Here is a 14486-nt window from a genome sequence, read left to right as displayed (position 1 = left end):
GACGTTCCGTCGTGAACGCTCGGACGCGTCTCACGGCGGCGGGTGGAGCGCGCCGTGGCTCGCCGTCAGACGTCGGCGGCGGGGCCGGGTGCCGAACTCTCCCGCTCGGTGAGCACGGGGGCGAGCAGCCGTGTCTCGGACGGCTGCTCACCCCCGAGCCGGGCCATCACCATGTCGACGGCCACCCTGCCGATGTCCTCGGCAGGCAGGTCGATGCTGGTCATGGGAATGCGCTGGGAGAGAGCCACGTCCGTGGGGCACACGGCGATCACGGAGAGGTCGGCACCGACGGTGATACCGCGATCGGCGAGGCGGGACAGCACGTGGGGGAGCGCGCCCTCATTGTGCACGATGATTCCCGAGGTGTCGGGCGCGGTCGCCAGCAGGGTGTCCACGGCGGACGCGGCTCCCGACGGCGAGGAGTCGCACGCCTCCACCGTGACGGTCACGTCGGAGGCCTTGGCCTGGCTCCGCAGCCCGCGCATCAGCCGGTCGGCGTACGACGTGTGTCGCCGCAGCACCTCCGGAGGGGAGCCGATGAGCGCGGCATCGGTGTGTCCCGTCGCCGCGAGGTGCCGGACGGCGAGCCGGCCGGCGCTTTCGAAGTCGAGGTCGACGCAGCTGAGCCCCTCCGGATCCTCCGGTAGACCGATGAGCACGGTCGGCTGCTTGGCTGCGGCCACCACGGGCACACGGGGATCATCCGCCTCGATGTCCATCATGACCAGGGCGTCGACCATGGAACCACCGATCACGCGGTCGAGGCCGCTCACGTCGTCCTGGGTGAGCAGGAGCACGTCATGGTCGAAATCGCGCGCGCGGGTGACCACACCGGTGACGAACTGCATGATGACCGGCACGTTCACACCGACGCGCAGGGGCGCCATCAGTGCGATGACGTTGGTGCGGGCCGAGGCAAGGGCGCGTGCCCCGGCGTGCGGCCGGTAGCCGAGCTTCTCGATCGCGCGCTCGACGCGCGCACGCGTGGGCGTGGAGATGGGCCGCTTGCCCGACAGCACGTAGGACACGGTCGAGGCCGAGACCCCCGCCGCCTGGGCGACGTCGTCGATCGTTACCACGGTCTTCCTCTCGGTCCGGTCCGCAAGACCTGGTGCGGGTGGCAGGCGGCACGGTGGGCGCGTGCCGGAGATCAGTGTGCCCCATGCTAGGGAAGCGCTTCGATGAAATGTAGCTCAGTCGGCCGCAGATGAGAACTGGACACGAGTAGCTGCCTGGCGCTAGGTTGTTGAATCGCTTCGACGATCGAGGCTTCGACGAACCTGACACAGCTGTCCGGACGGGAGGGTGACGGTGCCGACTACCCAGAGTTTCGCCGCACGGGTGGCCAAGGGCGGCATCTGCTTCGGCGGGGACTACAACCCGGAGCAGTGGCCGCGCGAGGTGTGGCGCGAGGACGCACGCCTCATGCGGCGGGCCGGCGTCAACCTCGTGACAGTCGGCGTCTTCAGCTGGGCGATGTACGAGCCCACGCCCGGTGCACGCGAGTTCGGATGGATGGACGAGGTGCTCGACGTGCTCCACGAGCACGGGATCGGCGTGGACCTGGCCACTCCCACGGCCTCACCACCGGCCTGGCTGGGCGTGCACCACCCCGAGACCCTGCCCGTGGACGCCGACGGGGTGCGGCTCGTGGCCGGCTCCCGGAACCACTTCAGCCCGGCCTCGCAGGTGTACCGCGACGCCGCGCTCGCCATCACCCGCGATCTCGCCGAGCGGTACGCGACCCACCCGGCGGTGCGGATGTGGCACGTCGGCAACGAGCTGGGCCAGGTCTGCCACGGGGACGAGGCCGCGGTGCGGTTCCGCGCCTGGCTGCGCGCCCGGTACGGCGACATCGACGGTCTCAACGACGCGTGGGGCACCACCTTCTGGTCGCAGCGCTACGCCACGTTCGACGAGATCCTGCCGCCGCGCCGCATGCCCTACCACCCCAACCCGACACAGTCGCTGGACTGGCGCCGGTACTCGTCCGACCTCCTTCTGGACATCTACCGCGAGCAGCGCGACGCGATCCGCACCGCCGGTGCCGCCCACCCCGTCACGACCAACTTCATGGGGTTCTTCCCGCTCGCGGACTACGCGTCCTGGGCCGGCGAACTCGACGTCGTCGCCGACGACGCCTATCCGGACCCGGCGGACCCGCACGCCCCGTCGTCGTCGGCGCTGCAGCAGGACCTCATGCGCTCGCTGCGCCGGGGTGAGCCGTGGATGCTCATGGAGCAGGCCGCCGGCGCGGTGAGCTGGCGGCCGCACAACCTGCCCAAGTCGCCCGCGCGCTCGCGGCTGGAGTCGCTGCAGGCGGTGGCCCGGGGCGCGGACGGCATCTGCTTCTTCCAATGGCGAGCCTCGCGCGCCGGAGCCGAGCGCTTCCACTCCGCGATGCTTCCCCATGCGGGCCCCGACACCTTGGTCCACCAAGGGATCCGCCGGCTCGGCGCCGACCTCGCGCGCCTGCGGCCCGTCACGGGCGGGCGAGTCCCCTCCCGGGTGGCGCTGCTCTGGGACTGGCCGTCCTGGTGGGCCGCCACGGAGGCGGCCCGGCCGACTGACCGCCTCGACCCCGTCGAGCAACTCCGCGCGTGGCACCGCGTCCTGTGGACCGACGGCGTCGCGGCCGACATCGTCAGCCCCGGGACCGACGTGACCGGGTACGACGTCGTGCTGGCCCCCAACCTCTACCTCCTGGAGCCGGCCGCCGCCGCCCGCCTGACCGAAGCGGTGGAACGCGGCGCGCACCTCGTCGTCGGACCGTTCAGCGGAGTCGCCGACGCGAACGCCCAGATACTTCCGGACCGCTTCCCCGCGCTCCTCGCCGACCTGCTCGGCGTGAGCGGCGAGGAGTGGACACCGCTGCCGGACGACGGCGTGGCCCTGGAGCCCTCGGGCAACGCCACCGTCCTGGGCGAACGCCTCCGCGCCGACGGCGCCGACGTGCTCGCCACGTTCGCCTCCGGCCATCTCGCGGGCGGCCCCGCCGTCACGCGGCACACGCTGCCGGCCGCGGGCGCGCCCCGCCCCGGCACCGCCTGGTACCTCGGCACCGTGCCCGACGACGACACGCTCGCCGCCGTCCTGCGCGCGGCCGTCGAGGAGGCGGGCGTCCGTCCCGTGCTGCCCGGCCTGGCCGACATCAACGCGGACCGCGCCCCCGGCGACGAGGTCGAGGCCGTGCGCCGCGGCGACGTCCTGTTCCTGCTCAACCACTCCGGCGAACCGGTGCGCCTCGACGTACCGGGGACCTGGACCGACCTGCTCACCGACACGCCCGTGTCGGGCGAGCTGGCCCTGGAACCGACCGACGCGGTGGCGCTGCTGCCGGCCGACGTCGGGCACTGAGCCCTCCCCGGGCTCTGCGAAACAAGGAGAAATTCCATGCACCACAAGCGAACGACGACCCTGGTGGGGACCGCCCTGGCGGGTGCCCTGGTGCTGGCCGGCTGCACCGGCCAGACCGGAGGCGGCGGCGACACGGACGACAGCACGCTGACCATCTGGCACTACGAGAACGACGACTCGGCGATGGGCCAGGCGTGGGCCGAGGCCATCCGGATCTTCGAGGAGGAGAACCCGGACGTCACCGTCGACGTCGAGAAGCAGACGTTCGAGCAGATCCAGAAGAACGCCAAGATCGTCCTCACCGGCGACGACGTGCCCGACGTCATGGAGTTCAACAAGGGCAACGCGACCGCGGGCCAGCTCGCGGCCCAGGGCCTCCTTGCCCCGCTCACCGACCAGGCCGCCGAGCGCGGATGGGACGAGACGCTGACCGGCTCGCTGGCGACCACCGCCAGGTACGACGAGCAGGGGCTCATGGGCTCCGGCGAGTGGTACGGGGTGCCGAACTACGGCGAGTTCGTCGGCGTCTACTACAACAAGGAGATGTTCGCCGAGCACGGCCTCGAGGAGCCGACCACCCTCGAGGAGTTCGAGGACGTGCTGGCCGCCTTCGAGAAGGAGGGCATCACGCCGCTCGCCGAGGCCGGGGCCGAGTACCCGCTGGGCCAGCTCTGGTACGAGCTCGTGCTCGCCTACGGCGACCGGGACCTGGTGGACGACTACCAGCTCTTCGCGAACGACGTCGATTTCCACGGCGACGCGATGACGCAGGCCACCGAAAAGCTGGACGAGTGGATCGACAAGGGCTACATCGCGTCCGACTCCGCGGCGCTCACCGCCGAGGACATGGGCGTCTCGTTCATCGACGGCACCTACCCGATCATGGTCAGCGGCTCCTGGTGGTTCGGCCGCCTCGCGGCCGAGGTCCAGGCGGACTGGGGCCAGTTCAACTTCCCCGGCAGCGACCTGCACGCGGGGTCGTCCGGCAACCTCTGGGTCGTCCCGGCGAACGCGGACTCCCCGAGCCTGGCCGAGGAGTTCATCGACATCACGCTCCGCCCCGAGGTCCAGAACGTGCTGGCCACCGAAGGCGGCCTGCCCGTGGCGGGCGACGCGTCCGTCATCGACGACGAGCGCACCCGCGAGCTCACCGAGAACTTCCAGGCGATCCTGGACGACGACGGCCTCGCGTACTACCCCGACTGGCCCGTGCCCGGCTACTACGACGTGATCGTCAGCCAGTTGCAGTCCCTGGTCAACCGGTCCAAGACCCCGAGCGAGGTGCTGGACGGGCTGCAGAACGCGTACGACGAGGGCAAGGCCGACCTGCTCGATGGCTGACACGACCCTGACGGCACGGCGCTCGCGGGCCCAGCGGCGCCCGCGAGCACCGCGCCGCGCCCGGGCGGCCTGGGTGGGCTACCTGCCCTACCTGCTGCCCGGCGCGGTCGCGTTCGCCGTGGTGATCGGCTACCCGCTGCTCACGAACGTGTACTTCAGCCTGTTCCGCTGGCGCGGTGGTATGGCGCCGCTGCGCTGGAACGGGCTGGGCAACTACGTCGACCTGATGGGCGACGACCAGTTCTGGACCTCCTTCGGCAACTCCGTGGCCATGATCGTCGCGATGGTGCTCGTGCCCACCCTCCTCGGGCTGCTGCTCGCGGCGGTGCTGTTCGACTACCTCGGCCGACGCTTCGGCGAGCGGGTCTCGTCGGTGCTGCGGGCCACCTACTACCTGCCGCAGATCCTGCCCGTCGCCGTCGCCGGCGTGCTGTGGAACTGGATCCTGAACTCCCAGACCGGTGCGCTCAACGAGATCCTGCGCGGCATGGGCGTCGGCACGCCGCCCAACTGGCTCGGCGACCCCGCCACCGCACTGCCGTCCGTGATGCTCGTGCTGATCTGGATCCAGATCGGCTACCCCGTGGTCATCTTCATGGCCGCGCTGCAGCGCGTCGACCCGGAGCTCTACGAGGCCGCAGAGCTCGACGGTGCCGGCTGGTGGCACCGGTTCCGGGCCATCACCGTGCCCCAGATCCAGCCCGAAACCTTCGTGGTCACCCTGACCTGCACGGTGGCGGCCCTCAAGGTGTTCGCGCCCATCTACGTGCTGACGCGCGGCGGCCCGGAGAGCTCGACCCTGGTGCCGAGCTACTACTCCTACCTGAACTTCTTCGACAAGTCCCACGTCGGGTACGGGGCCGCGATCGCCACGGTGCTCACGCTCGTGATCGTCGTGGTCGCCGTGATCATCCTCGGCCTGCAGAGCCGGGCGGAACGACGCGAGCGAGAGGGGATCTGACATGGCTGTCGCCACACCCGTGCGCCTGCAGCGCGCGCACAGCGGCGGGACCGACTCCCGCTACAGGCGGGGGATCGGCCGCTGGCTCGTCCTGGCCGCGGCCGTCCTCGTGGGGCTCGTGATCCTCGCGCCGTTCGGCATCATGCTGCTCAACGCGCTCAAGTCGCCGCAGGACTACTCGGCGAACGGTCCCCTGTCCCTGCCGTCGAGCATCTACCTCGACGGGGTGCTCGCCTTCTGGGAACGCACCGAGTTCCCGGTCAAGCTGTGGAACTCCGTGTTCATCTCGGCCGTCGTGGCGGTGCTGGGCGCCCTGCTGTCGCTGCTCAACGCCTACGCGATCGGCATCGGCCGGGTGAAGGGCCGGATGTGGATCGTCACGCTGTTCCTGCTCGCGAACATGCTGCCGCAGGAGGCCCTGATCTACCCCCTGTTCACGATGGCGCAGTCCGTCGGCCTGTCGAACTCGCAGTGGTCGGTCATCATCATCTTCACCGTCATCCAGTCCGCGTTCGGCACCTACCTGCTCTCCTCCGTGCTGGGCACGTTCCCGCCGGCGCTCCTGGAGGCCGCGGCCCTCGACGGCGCGAGCCGGTGGCGCATCCTCTGGCAGGTCGTGTTCCCGATCATGCGGCCGACCCTCTCGGTGCTGATGATCTTCTTCTTCATCTGGACCTGGAACGAGTTCTTCATCCCCCTGGTCATGCTGACCACCAACGACACCCAGACCATCCCGATCGCGCTGGCCTCCCTGCAGGGCGACCGGATGATGGACGCCCCCACCATCAACGCGGGGACGCTCGTCTCCCTCGTGCCCGCCGTGGTGTTCTTCCTCATCTTCCAGCGCACTCTGACTCGGGGCGTGACCGCTGGGGCGGTCAAGTGACCGCCCTCAGCCCGCTGGACCACGACCCCGACCAGGATCAAGCGAGGTATCAGGCATGAGATTCACCGACGGCTACTGGCAGCTGCGACCCGGCGTCGACATGCTCCGTCCCCGGGACATCGACGCGGTGGAGGCGGGCGACGACACCCTGACGGTGTACGCGCCCACCATGCCGATCACCAAGCGTGGCGACACGCTGAACCTCCCGGTCGTGACCGTGACGTTCGACGCCCCGGCCGACGGCGTGATCGGCGTGCGCATCGAGCACCACCAGGGCCGCCGCGACCCCGGGCCGCACTTCGCGCTCCACAGGGAGCCCGGCGTGGTCAAGGCCACCACGCCCGCAGCCCTCGGGGAGGGCCCCGCCGAGTTCACGTCGGGCGGTCTCACCGCCCGGATCGCCACCGACGGCCCGTGGCAGGTCGACTTCGTGGCCGACGGCGAGGTCCTCACCTCGTCGACGGCACGCAGCATCGGAATCGCCACCACGCCCGAGGGCGACTTCGTGCACGAACAGCTCGCGCTCGGCGTCGGCGAGCACGTCTACGGGCTCGGCGAGAGGTTCGGCGCGTTCGTGAAGAACGGCCAGAGCGTCGACATCTGGAACGAGGACGGCGGCACCTCGAGCGAGCAGGCCTACAAGAACGTGCCGTTCTACCTCACCGACCGCGGCTACGGCGTGTTCGTGGCCCACCCCGAGCGGGTCTCGTTCGAGGTGGGGTCCGAGGCGGTCAGCCGCACCCAGTTCTCGGTGGCGGGTCAGACGCTCCAGTACTACGTGATCCACGGGCCGACGCCCGCCGACATCCTGCGGCGCTACACGGCCCTGACGGGACGCCCCGCCCCCCTCCCGGCCTGGTCCTCGGGCCTGTGGCTCTCGACCTCGTTCACCACGAGCTACGACGAGGCCACCGTCACCAGCTTCATCGACGGCATGGCCGAACGGGACATCCCGCTGTCGGTGTTCCACTTCGACTGCTTCTGGATGCGCCAGTTCCACTGGTGCGACTTCGTGTGGGACCCGGCAACGTTCCCCGACCCCGAGGGCATGCTGGCCCGGCTGCACGGCCGCGGGCTGAAGGTCTGCGTCTGGATCAACCCGTACATCGCCCAGCGCTCCCACCTGTTCCGCGAGGGAGCCGAGAAGGGCTACCTGGTCACCACGGCCGACGGCGACGTCTGGCAGTGGGACAAGTGGCAGGCCGGCATGGGGCTGGTCGACTTCACCAACCCCGAGGCCACCGCCTGGTACCAGGACAAGCTGCGAGTCCTCCTGGACCAGGGCGTCGACTGCTTCAAGACCGACTTCGGCGAGCGCATCCCCACCGACGTCGTCTGGCACGACGGGTCCGACCCGCAGCGCATGCACAACTACTACGCCTACCTGTACAACAAGGCGGTCTTCGAACTGCTCGAAGAGGAACGAGGACACGGGGACGCCGTCGTGTTCGCGCGGTCGGCGACCGCCGGCACCCAGTCCTTTCCCGTGCACTGGGGCGGCGACAGCGAGTCCACGTTCGTCTCCATGGCGGAGTCGTTGCGCGGCGGCCTGTCGCTATCGCTGTCGGGGTTCGGCTACTGGAGCCACGACATCGGCGGCTTCGAGGGCACACCCGACCCGGCGGTCTTCAAGCGCTGGACCGCGTTCGGCCTGCTCTCCTCGCACTCACGCCTGCACGGCTCCGGCTCCTACCGCGTGCCCTGGGCGTTCGACGACGAGGCCGTCGACGTCGTGCGCCGCTTCACCCGGCTCAAGCTCTCCCTCATGCCGTACCTCGGCCAGGCTGCTGCCGAGGTGGAGAGCGCAGGCACACCGGTCATGCGCCCGATGATCCTGGAGTTCCCGCACGACCCCGCGGCCTCCACCGTCGACACCCAGTACATGCTCGGGCGCGACCTGCTCGTGGCCCCCGTGTTCAGCGCCGAGGGCCGGGTGAGCTACTACCTCCCCGAGGGCGAGTGGACCAGGCTGCTCCCGTCGCTCCTCGTCGGCGGCACCCAGGCGACGAGCGACGGAACGGTCCGCGGGTCCCGGTGGATCGCCGAGGAGCACGGGTTCGACTCGCTGCCCCTGCTCGCACGGCCGGGTTCGGTGATCCCGGTGGGCGCTCGCGACGACCGGCCCGACTACACCTGGGCCGAGGGCGTCACCCTGCACTGCTTCGAGCTTCCCGACGGGTACGAGCGCGACGTCGTCGTGCCCGGCGGGACGGGGGAATCCGCGGCGTTCACGGTGCGCCGGGACGGCGACACGGTGCGCGTGAGCACCGGCGACGCACCGGCGGGGTGGGGCGTCGAGGTCGCCGGGCGCGCCGCACGGGCCGACGGCCCTGGCGAGGTGGTGATCGACCTCGCCGCGTGACCGCCGGGCGTGCGTCCGCTACCCGGCCGGTGCGTCCAGGTCCGTGCCACCGCGCAGCACGGCGGCGCCGGCCGGGGCGCCCGCCGGATGCGGTGGCTCGGCGGGCACGTGCAAGGATGCCGGACGCACGACGACGTCGTACCGGGTGCCGAGCTCGGTGCGCGCCGAGTACGCCGCGTCCGTGCGCAGATACGTGACCTCCGCCGTGGTCAGCGCCGCGTCGACCGCGGCGGCCAGGGCTGCTTCCACTGCTGACATTCCGTGCACCTCCATACCTTTTGTCGTAAGCATGTTCGATTCTATCCTCACACCTCCATCCCCGCCACCCGGTTTCGCATCCCGGCGGTCGCGGGTGACGATAGACCGGGAGCCCGACATCGACGACGGCGATACCCGGCACCGACGACGTAGTCCGACATCGATTTCACGGAGAGAAACATGGCGACACCGAGCGACGCCCGCACCTTCCCCGACGACTTCACCTGGGGATCCGCCACGGCGTCCTACCAGATCGAGGGCGGCGCGACGGAGGGCGGCCGCGGCCCCTCGATCTGGGACACGTTCTCCCGCACCCCGGGCAAGACCCTGAACGGCGACACGGGGGACGTGGCCGACGACCACTTCCACCGGTGGCGCGAGGACGTGCGGCACATCGAGGACCTCGGCCTCGACGCCTACCGGCTCTCGATCGCGTGGCCGCGCGTCCAGCCGGGCGGCAGCGGCGACTTCAACCCCGAGGGGATCCGGTTCTACTCGGACCTGATCGATGCGCTGCTGGCGGCCGGGGTCAAGCCGGTGGTCACCCTGTACCACTGGGACCTGCCGCAGGAGCTCGAGGACGCCGGCGGCTGGACGAACCGCGCGACCGCCGAGGCGTTCGCCCTCTACGCCCGCCGGATGGCCGAGGAACTCGGCGACCGGGTCGACGTCTGGACCACGCTGAACGAGCCCTGGTGCACGGCGCTCCTCGGCTACGGCTCCGGCGTCCACGCCCCGGGCATCAGCGACCCGGTCGCGGCCCTGACGGCGATCCACCACCTGAACCTCGCCCACGGGCTGGCGGTCCGGGAGATCCGCGACGTCCTCGGTGCGGCGGCGAAGGTGTCGATCACGCTGAACCTGCATGTCGTGCGCCCTGACGACCCGTCGTCGGACGCCGACCTCGACGCCAAGCGCAAGGCGGACGAGATCGCCAACGAGTCGTTCCTCGGTCCCCTCCTGGAGGGTGCCTACCCGGCCGGGCTGCGGGCGCGTACCGCCTCGCTCACCGACTGGTCGTTCGTGCGTGACGGCGACCTGGAGATCACGCGGCAGCCTCTCACCCTGCTCGGGGTGAACTACTACTCCACCGCGCGGGTGCGTGCCTGGTCGGGCGAGGGCGAGCGGCAGCAGGCCGACGGGCACAAGGACTCCGCGGGCAGCCCGTGGATCGGTGCCGAGGACGTCGAGTTCCTGCCCCAGCCCGGCCCGTGGACGGCGATGGGCTGGAACATCGAGCCGGCCAGCCTCACCGACCTGCTCGTCGAGCTGCACGAGCGGTACCCGGGCCTGCCGCTCATGGTCACCGAGAACGGCGCGGCGTTCGACGACGAGGTCACCGTCGCGGGTGGCGTCGCGCGCGTGCACGACCCGCTTCGCGTGCAGTACCTGCACGACCACGTCGAGGCGCTCGGGCAGGCCCGCGACAAGGGCGTGGACGTGCGCGGCTACTTCGCGTGGTCGCTCCTGGACAACTTCGAGTGGGCCTACGGCTACGACCGCCGCTTCGGCATCATCCGGGTCGACTACGACACCCAGGAGCGCATCTGGAAGGACTCCGCCCACTGGTACCGCCGCCTCGTGGATACGGGCACGCTGCCCGCGGTCACGGACGTCGAACCCCGGTAGGGCGGCGGCCCCATCCTCCGCCGCGCCGCCCCGCCCCCGCGGAGACTGCGCCCCCCGCGGCCAGTCGCGGTCGCCCGCGCGCGACCACGCCATTCTGTGCGGTGAGAACGCTCACACCGCACAGAATGGCGTGGTCGCGCGCAAATGACGTGGTCGGCGCCGGCGGCGGACCAGCGGCGGCAGGCGGGGACCGGCGGTGGGCCGGCGGGGACCGGCGGTGGGCCAGCGGCGGCAGGCGGGGACCGGCGGGGGCCGGCGGTGGTGTTGCCGGATCACGGTGCTGCGCGCCAGGGGCGCGTGAGACACGCCCAAGGGGGTGCGACACGCCGCGAGTTCAACTCGGGTTCGTGCGATGTTGGTGGGCGGTTAGTCCTTTTTGAGGGCTGGCTCCCGGCGCTCCGGACACTGCCCGACGACGGTCCGCGCGGGCCCTTCGCGAGGGTCGCCGAGGGTCCGGCGTGTCGCTCTTCGGGGGGCGCGTGACGGGCGCGGACGGGCGCCTCCCGAGGTGTCCCGGACGAGCCTCCGGCGACCTGTCGGACACCCGTGGCAGCATGGTCCGCGGGCGGGATCCGGCGATCGGGTGTACACCCCGCAGGGGTTCGTGGCGGGTGTCGACCACAAGATGTCGTTGTCGAGCGAGCGTCAGACACTAGGTGTAGTGTTTTCCGTAGCGGAGAGATCTGACTCCGCGTAAACCACATCGGTGTAGTTCCACCGATGTTCTTCGAGGTCAACGGCATCCCAGGGGAGGGGCGGACATGAGCGTCACCGTCTACAGCAAGCCGGCGTGCGTCCAGTGCGACGCAACGTACCGCGCACTCGACCGCAAGGGCATCGAGTACTCGGTCGTCGACATCACACAGGACACCGCCGCGCTCGAGATGGTCCGCGGCCTCGGGTACCTCCAGGCACCCGTCGTGGTGGCGGGCGACGCCCACTGGTCGGGCTTCCGCCCGGACCGGATCATGGAGCTCGCCGCCGCCCGGACGGTCGTCGCCTGACAGCCCGCGACAGCAGGGTCGGAGCCATGGGATCCCTGGTCTACTTCTCCAGCGTCTCGGAGAACACGCACCGGTTCGTCCAGCGCCTCGGGCTCGAGGAGCTGGGTATCCCGGTGCGCCGGATCCCGCTGCGGCCGGCCGACGGGTTCCTGCGGGTCGACGAGCCGTACGTCCTGGTGGTTCCCACCTACGGCGGGGGCAACGAGGGCGGCTCGGTCCCGCGGCAGGTTCGTAAATTCCTGAACGACAAGGGCAACCGGTCGTTCATCCGCGGCGTCATCGCCGCGGGCAACACCAACTTCGGGGCTGCGTACTGCATCGCCGGGGACATCATCGCTGCCAAGTGCGACGTCCCGTACCTGTACGCCTTCGAGCTCCTGGGCACAGCGCAGGACGTCACACGCGTCCGCAACGGATTGGCACGATTTTGGCAACAGCAACCACAGAACCAGCCACGGCAGGTACCGCTCTCGGCGTGAGCGCGGTGACGCCGGAGGACATCCAGCCCGACTTCCACGCGCTCAACGCGATGCTGAACCTGTACGGCGCGGACGGGAAGATCCAGTTCGACAAGGACCGTGAGGCGGCCCGGCAGTACTTCCTGCAGCACGTCCTGCCGAACACCGTCCAGTTCGAGACGCTGGAGGCGAAGCTCGACCATCTCGTCGAGAACAAGTACTACGACCCCGAGGTGCTCGGGAAGTACTCGCGGGCATTCGTCAAGACCTTGTTCCAGCGGGCGTACAGCAAGGACTTCCGGTTCGAGACGTTCCTCGGCGCCTTCAAGTACTACACGTCCTACACGCTCAAGACGTTCGACGGGACGAAGTACCTCGAGCGTTTCGAGGACCGCGTGTCCATGGTCGCCCTCGGCCTGGCCGACGGCGACGAGGCCCTCGCCGAGCGCATCGTCGACGAGGTGATCGCGGGACGGTTCCAGCCGGCCACGCCGACGTTCCTCAACGTGGGTAAAGCGCAGCGCGGTGAGCCGGTGAGTTGTTTCCTTTTAAGAATTGAAGACAACATGGAATCAATTGCTCGCGGAATTAATTCCGCATTGCAATTGTCCAAGCGCGGCGGCGGCGTGGCGCTCCTGCTCAGCAACATCCGCGAGCACGGTGCGCCGATCAAGCACATCCAGAACCAGTCGTCGGGCGTCATCCCGGTGATGAAGCTGCTGGAGGACTCGTTCTCGTACGCGAACCAGCTCGGCGCGCGCCAGGGCGCGGGGGCGGTGTACCTGCACGCGCACCACCCGGACATCATGCGGTTCCTCGACACCAAGCGGGAGAACGCGGACGAGAAGGTCCGCATCAAGACCCTCTCCCTCGGCGTGGTCATCCCGGACATCACGTTCGAGCTCGCCAAGAAGAACGCGGACATGTACCTGTTCAGCCCGTACGACGTCGAGCGCGTCCACGGCAAGCCGTTCGCGGACGTCTCGATCTCCGAGAAGTACGACGAACTGGTGGCGGACGATCGCATCCGCAAGACGACGATCAACGCGCGCGACTTCTTCCAGACGCTCGCGGAGCTGCAGTTCGAGTCCGGCTATCCGTACATCATGTTCGAGGACACGGTGAACCGGGCCAACCCGATCGCGGGCCGTATCACCCACTCGAACCTGTGCTCCGAGATCCTGCAGGTCTCGACGGCGTCCACGTTCAACGAGGACCTGTCGTACAGCCACATCGGCCGTGACATCTCGTGCAACCTCGGCTCGCTGAACATCGCCAGGGCGATGGACTCGCCCGACCTCGGCGCCTCGATCGACACCGCCATCCGCGCGCTGACGGCCGTCAGCGACCAGACGAGCATCGAGTCGGTGCCGTCGGTGCGGCACGCCAACGAGCTGGGGCACGCCATCGGGCTGGGGCAGATGAACCTGCACGGCTACCTGGCGCGCGAGCGGATCTACTACGGCTCCGAGGAAGGCGTCGACTTCACGAACATCTACTTCTACACGGTCGCATACCACGCGATCGCCGCGTCGAACCGTCTGGCGATGGAGCGCGGGAAGAAGTTCGGTGGTTTCGAGGAGTCCCAGTACGCCACGGGGGAGTACTTCGAGAAGTACACCGACCGGGTGTGGAAGCCTTCGACCGAGCGCGTGGCGCGCCTGTTCGCCGATGCCGGAGTGGAGATCCCGACGCAGGAGGACTGGAAGGCCCTCAAGGCGTCGGTGATGGAGCACGGCATCTACAACCAGAACCTGCAGGCGGTCCCGCCGACGGGCTCGATCAGCTACATCAACAACTCCACGTCGTCGATCCACCCGGTGCCGGCCAAGGTCGAGATCCGCAAGGAAGGCAAGCTCGGCCGCGTCTACTACCCGGCGCCGTACATGACGAACGACAACCTGGAGTACTACCAGGACGCGTACGAGATCGGCTACGAGAAGATCATCGACACGTACGCCGCGGCGACGCAGCACGTGGACCAGGGCCTCAGCCTGACGCTGTTCTTCCCGGACACGGTCACCACGCGCGACGTGAACAAGGCACAGATCTACGCCTGGAGGAAGGGCATCAAGACCCTGTACTACATCCGACTGCGTCAGTTGGCGCTGGAGGGCACGGAGATCGACGGCTGTGTGAGCTGCATGCTCTAGAGCTCCGATAGGTGCGCCCGGTCCCCCGGGCGCACCCGCACCGACCATGATCAGCCCGGCCGCAGCCGCCGTCGTCC

11 protein-coding genes are annotated in these 14486 nt (G+C 69.6%); 9 read left to right on the top strand and 2 right to left on the bottom strand.

Annotated features, from left to right (window positions below; all coding sequences use genetic code 11):
• Nucleotides 1-65 precede the first annotated feature (65 nt).
• Entirely contained in the window at nt 66-1079 is a 1014-nt protein-coding gene (locus ACYVK5_RS20700; RefSeq protein ID WP_460707874.1) for a LacI family DNA-binding transcriptional regulator, read from the bottom strand.
• Between the two features lie 232 nt (nt 1080-1311).
• On the opposite strand from ACYVK5_RS20700, the gene ACYVK5_RS20695 reads away from it, so the two are divergent.
• The 5 genes from ACYVK5_RS20695 to yicI are packed head-to-tail and all read left to right on the top strand — an operon-like array spanning nt 1312 to nt 8907.
• A complete protein-coding gene (locus ACYVK5_RS20695) occupies nt 1312-3357 on the top strand; it encodes a beta-galactosidase (protein ID WP_460707873.1) in 2046 nt (681 codons plus the stop codon).
• Nucleotides 3358-3393: 36 nt separating this feature from the next.
• Nucleotides 3394-4698, top strand: coding sequence for an ABC transporter substrate-binding protein (locus tag ACYVK5_RS20690; RefSeq protein WP_460707872.1), 1305 nt, complete (start codon nt 3394-3396; stop codon nt 4696-4698).
• The gene (locus tag ACYVK5_RS20685; protein ID WP_460707871.1) at nt 4691-5659 is read left to right on the top strand and encodes a carbohydrate ABC transporter permease; all 969 of its coding nucleotides are present in this window, start codon (nt 4691-4693) and stop codon (nt 5657-5659) included. Before ACYVK5_RS20690 ends, ACYVK5_RS20685 begins: the two co-directional genes overlap by 8 nt.
• 1 nt (nt 5660) lies before the next feature.
• The gene (locus ACYVK5_RS20680; protein ID WP_460707870.1) at nt 5661-6545 is read left to right on the top strand and encodes a carbohydrate ABC transporter permease; all 885 of its coding nucleotides are present in this window, start codon (nt 5661-5663) and stop codon (nt 6543-6545) included.
• A gap of 55 nt (nt 6546-6600) precedes the next feature.
• Nucleotides 6601-8907: an alpha-xylosidase gene (yicI, locus tag ACYVK5_RS20675; RefSeq protein WP_460707869.1), complete on the top strand. Its 2307-nt coding sequence runs from the start codon at nt 6601-6603 to the stop codon at nt 8905-8907.
• A gap of 18 nt (nt 8908-8925) precedes the next feature.
• On the opposite strand, the gene ACYVK5_RS20670 is transcribed toward yicI, so the two are convergent.
• A complete protein-coding gene (locus tag ACYVK5_RS20670) occupies nt 8926-9165 on the bottom strand; it encodes a hypothetical protein (protein ID WP_460707868.1) in 240 nt (79 codons plus the stop codon).
• Nucleotides 9166-9345: 180 nt separating this feature from the next.
• Here ACYVK5_RS20670 and ACYVK5_RS20665 point away from each other — a divergent pair, with 180 nt between their 5' ends.
• From ACYVK5_RS20665 to nrdE, 4 genes are all read left to right on the top strand, one after another.
• A complete protein-coding gene (locus ACYVK5_RS20665) occupies nt 9346-10794 on the top strand; it encodes a GH1 family beta-glucosidase (protein ID WP_460707867.1) in 1449 nt (482 codons plus the stop codon).
• A gap of 761 nt (nt 10795-11555) precedes the next feature.
• A complete protein-coding gene (nrdH, locus tag ACYVK5_RS20660; RefSeq protein WP_460707866.1) occupies nt 11556-11798 on the top strand; it encodes a glutaredoxin-like protein NrdH in 243 nt (80 codons plus the stop codon).
• A 26-nt stretch (nt 11799-11824) separates the two neighbouring features.
• Nucleotides 11825-12277, top strand: coding sequence for a class Ib ribonucleoside-diphosphate reductase assembly flavoprotein NrdI (gene nrdI / locus ACYVK5_RS20655; protein WP_460707865.1), 453 nt, complete (start codon nt 11825-11827; stop codon nt 12275-12277).
• The gene (gene nrdE, locus ACYVK5_RS20650; protein WP_460707864.1) at nt 12274-14409 is read left to right on the top strand and encodes a class 1b ribonucleoside-diphosphate reductase subunit alpha; all 2136 of its coding nucleotides are present in this window, start codon (nt 12274-12276) and stop codon (nt 14407-14409) included. The genes nrdI and nrdE overlap by 4 nt, the downstream gene beginning before the upstream one ends.
• The last annotated feature ends 77 nt before the right edge of the window (nt 14410-14486 follow it).

It is taken from the genome of Myceligenerans halotolerans (genome assembly GCF_054782975.1).
The sequence above is the reverse complement of the archived record's forward strand: the minus strand, read 5'-3'. Positions and strand labels throughout refer to the sequence as shown.

Coding starts and splice junctions, on each gene's coding strand:
- nrdI (WP_460707865.1), top strand. CDS start 11,825: ATGGGATCCCTGGTCTACTTCTCCAGCGTCTCGGAGAACACGCACCGG.
- yicI (WP_460707869.1), top strand. CDS start 6,601: ATGAGATTCACCGACGGCTACTGGCAGCTGCGACCCGGCGTCGACATG.
- nrdH (WP_460707866.1), top strand. CDS start 11,556: ATGAGCGTCACCGTCTACAGCAAGCCGGCGTGCGTCCAGTGCGACGCA.
- ACYVK5_RS20690 (WP_460707872.1), top strand. CDS start 3,394: ATGCACCACAAGCGAACGACGACCCTGGTGGGGACCGCCCTGGCGGGT.
- ACYVK5_RS20685 (WP_460707871.1), top strand. CDS start 4,691: ATGGCTGACACGACCCTGACGGCACGGCGCTCGCGGGCCCAGCGGCGC.
- ACYVK5_RS20670 (WP_460707868.1), bottom strand. CDS start 9,165: ATGTCAGCAGTGGAAGCAGCCCTGGCCGCCGCGGTCGACGCGGCGCTG.
- ACYVK5_RS20680 (WP_460707870.1), top strand. CDS start 5,661: ATGGCTGTCGCCACACCCGTGCGCCTGCAGCGCGCGCACAGCGGCGGG.
- ACYVK5_RS20665 (WP_460707867.1), top strand. CDS start 9,346: ATGGCGACACCGAGCGACGCCCGCACCTTCCCCGACGACTTCACCTGG.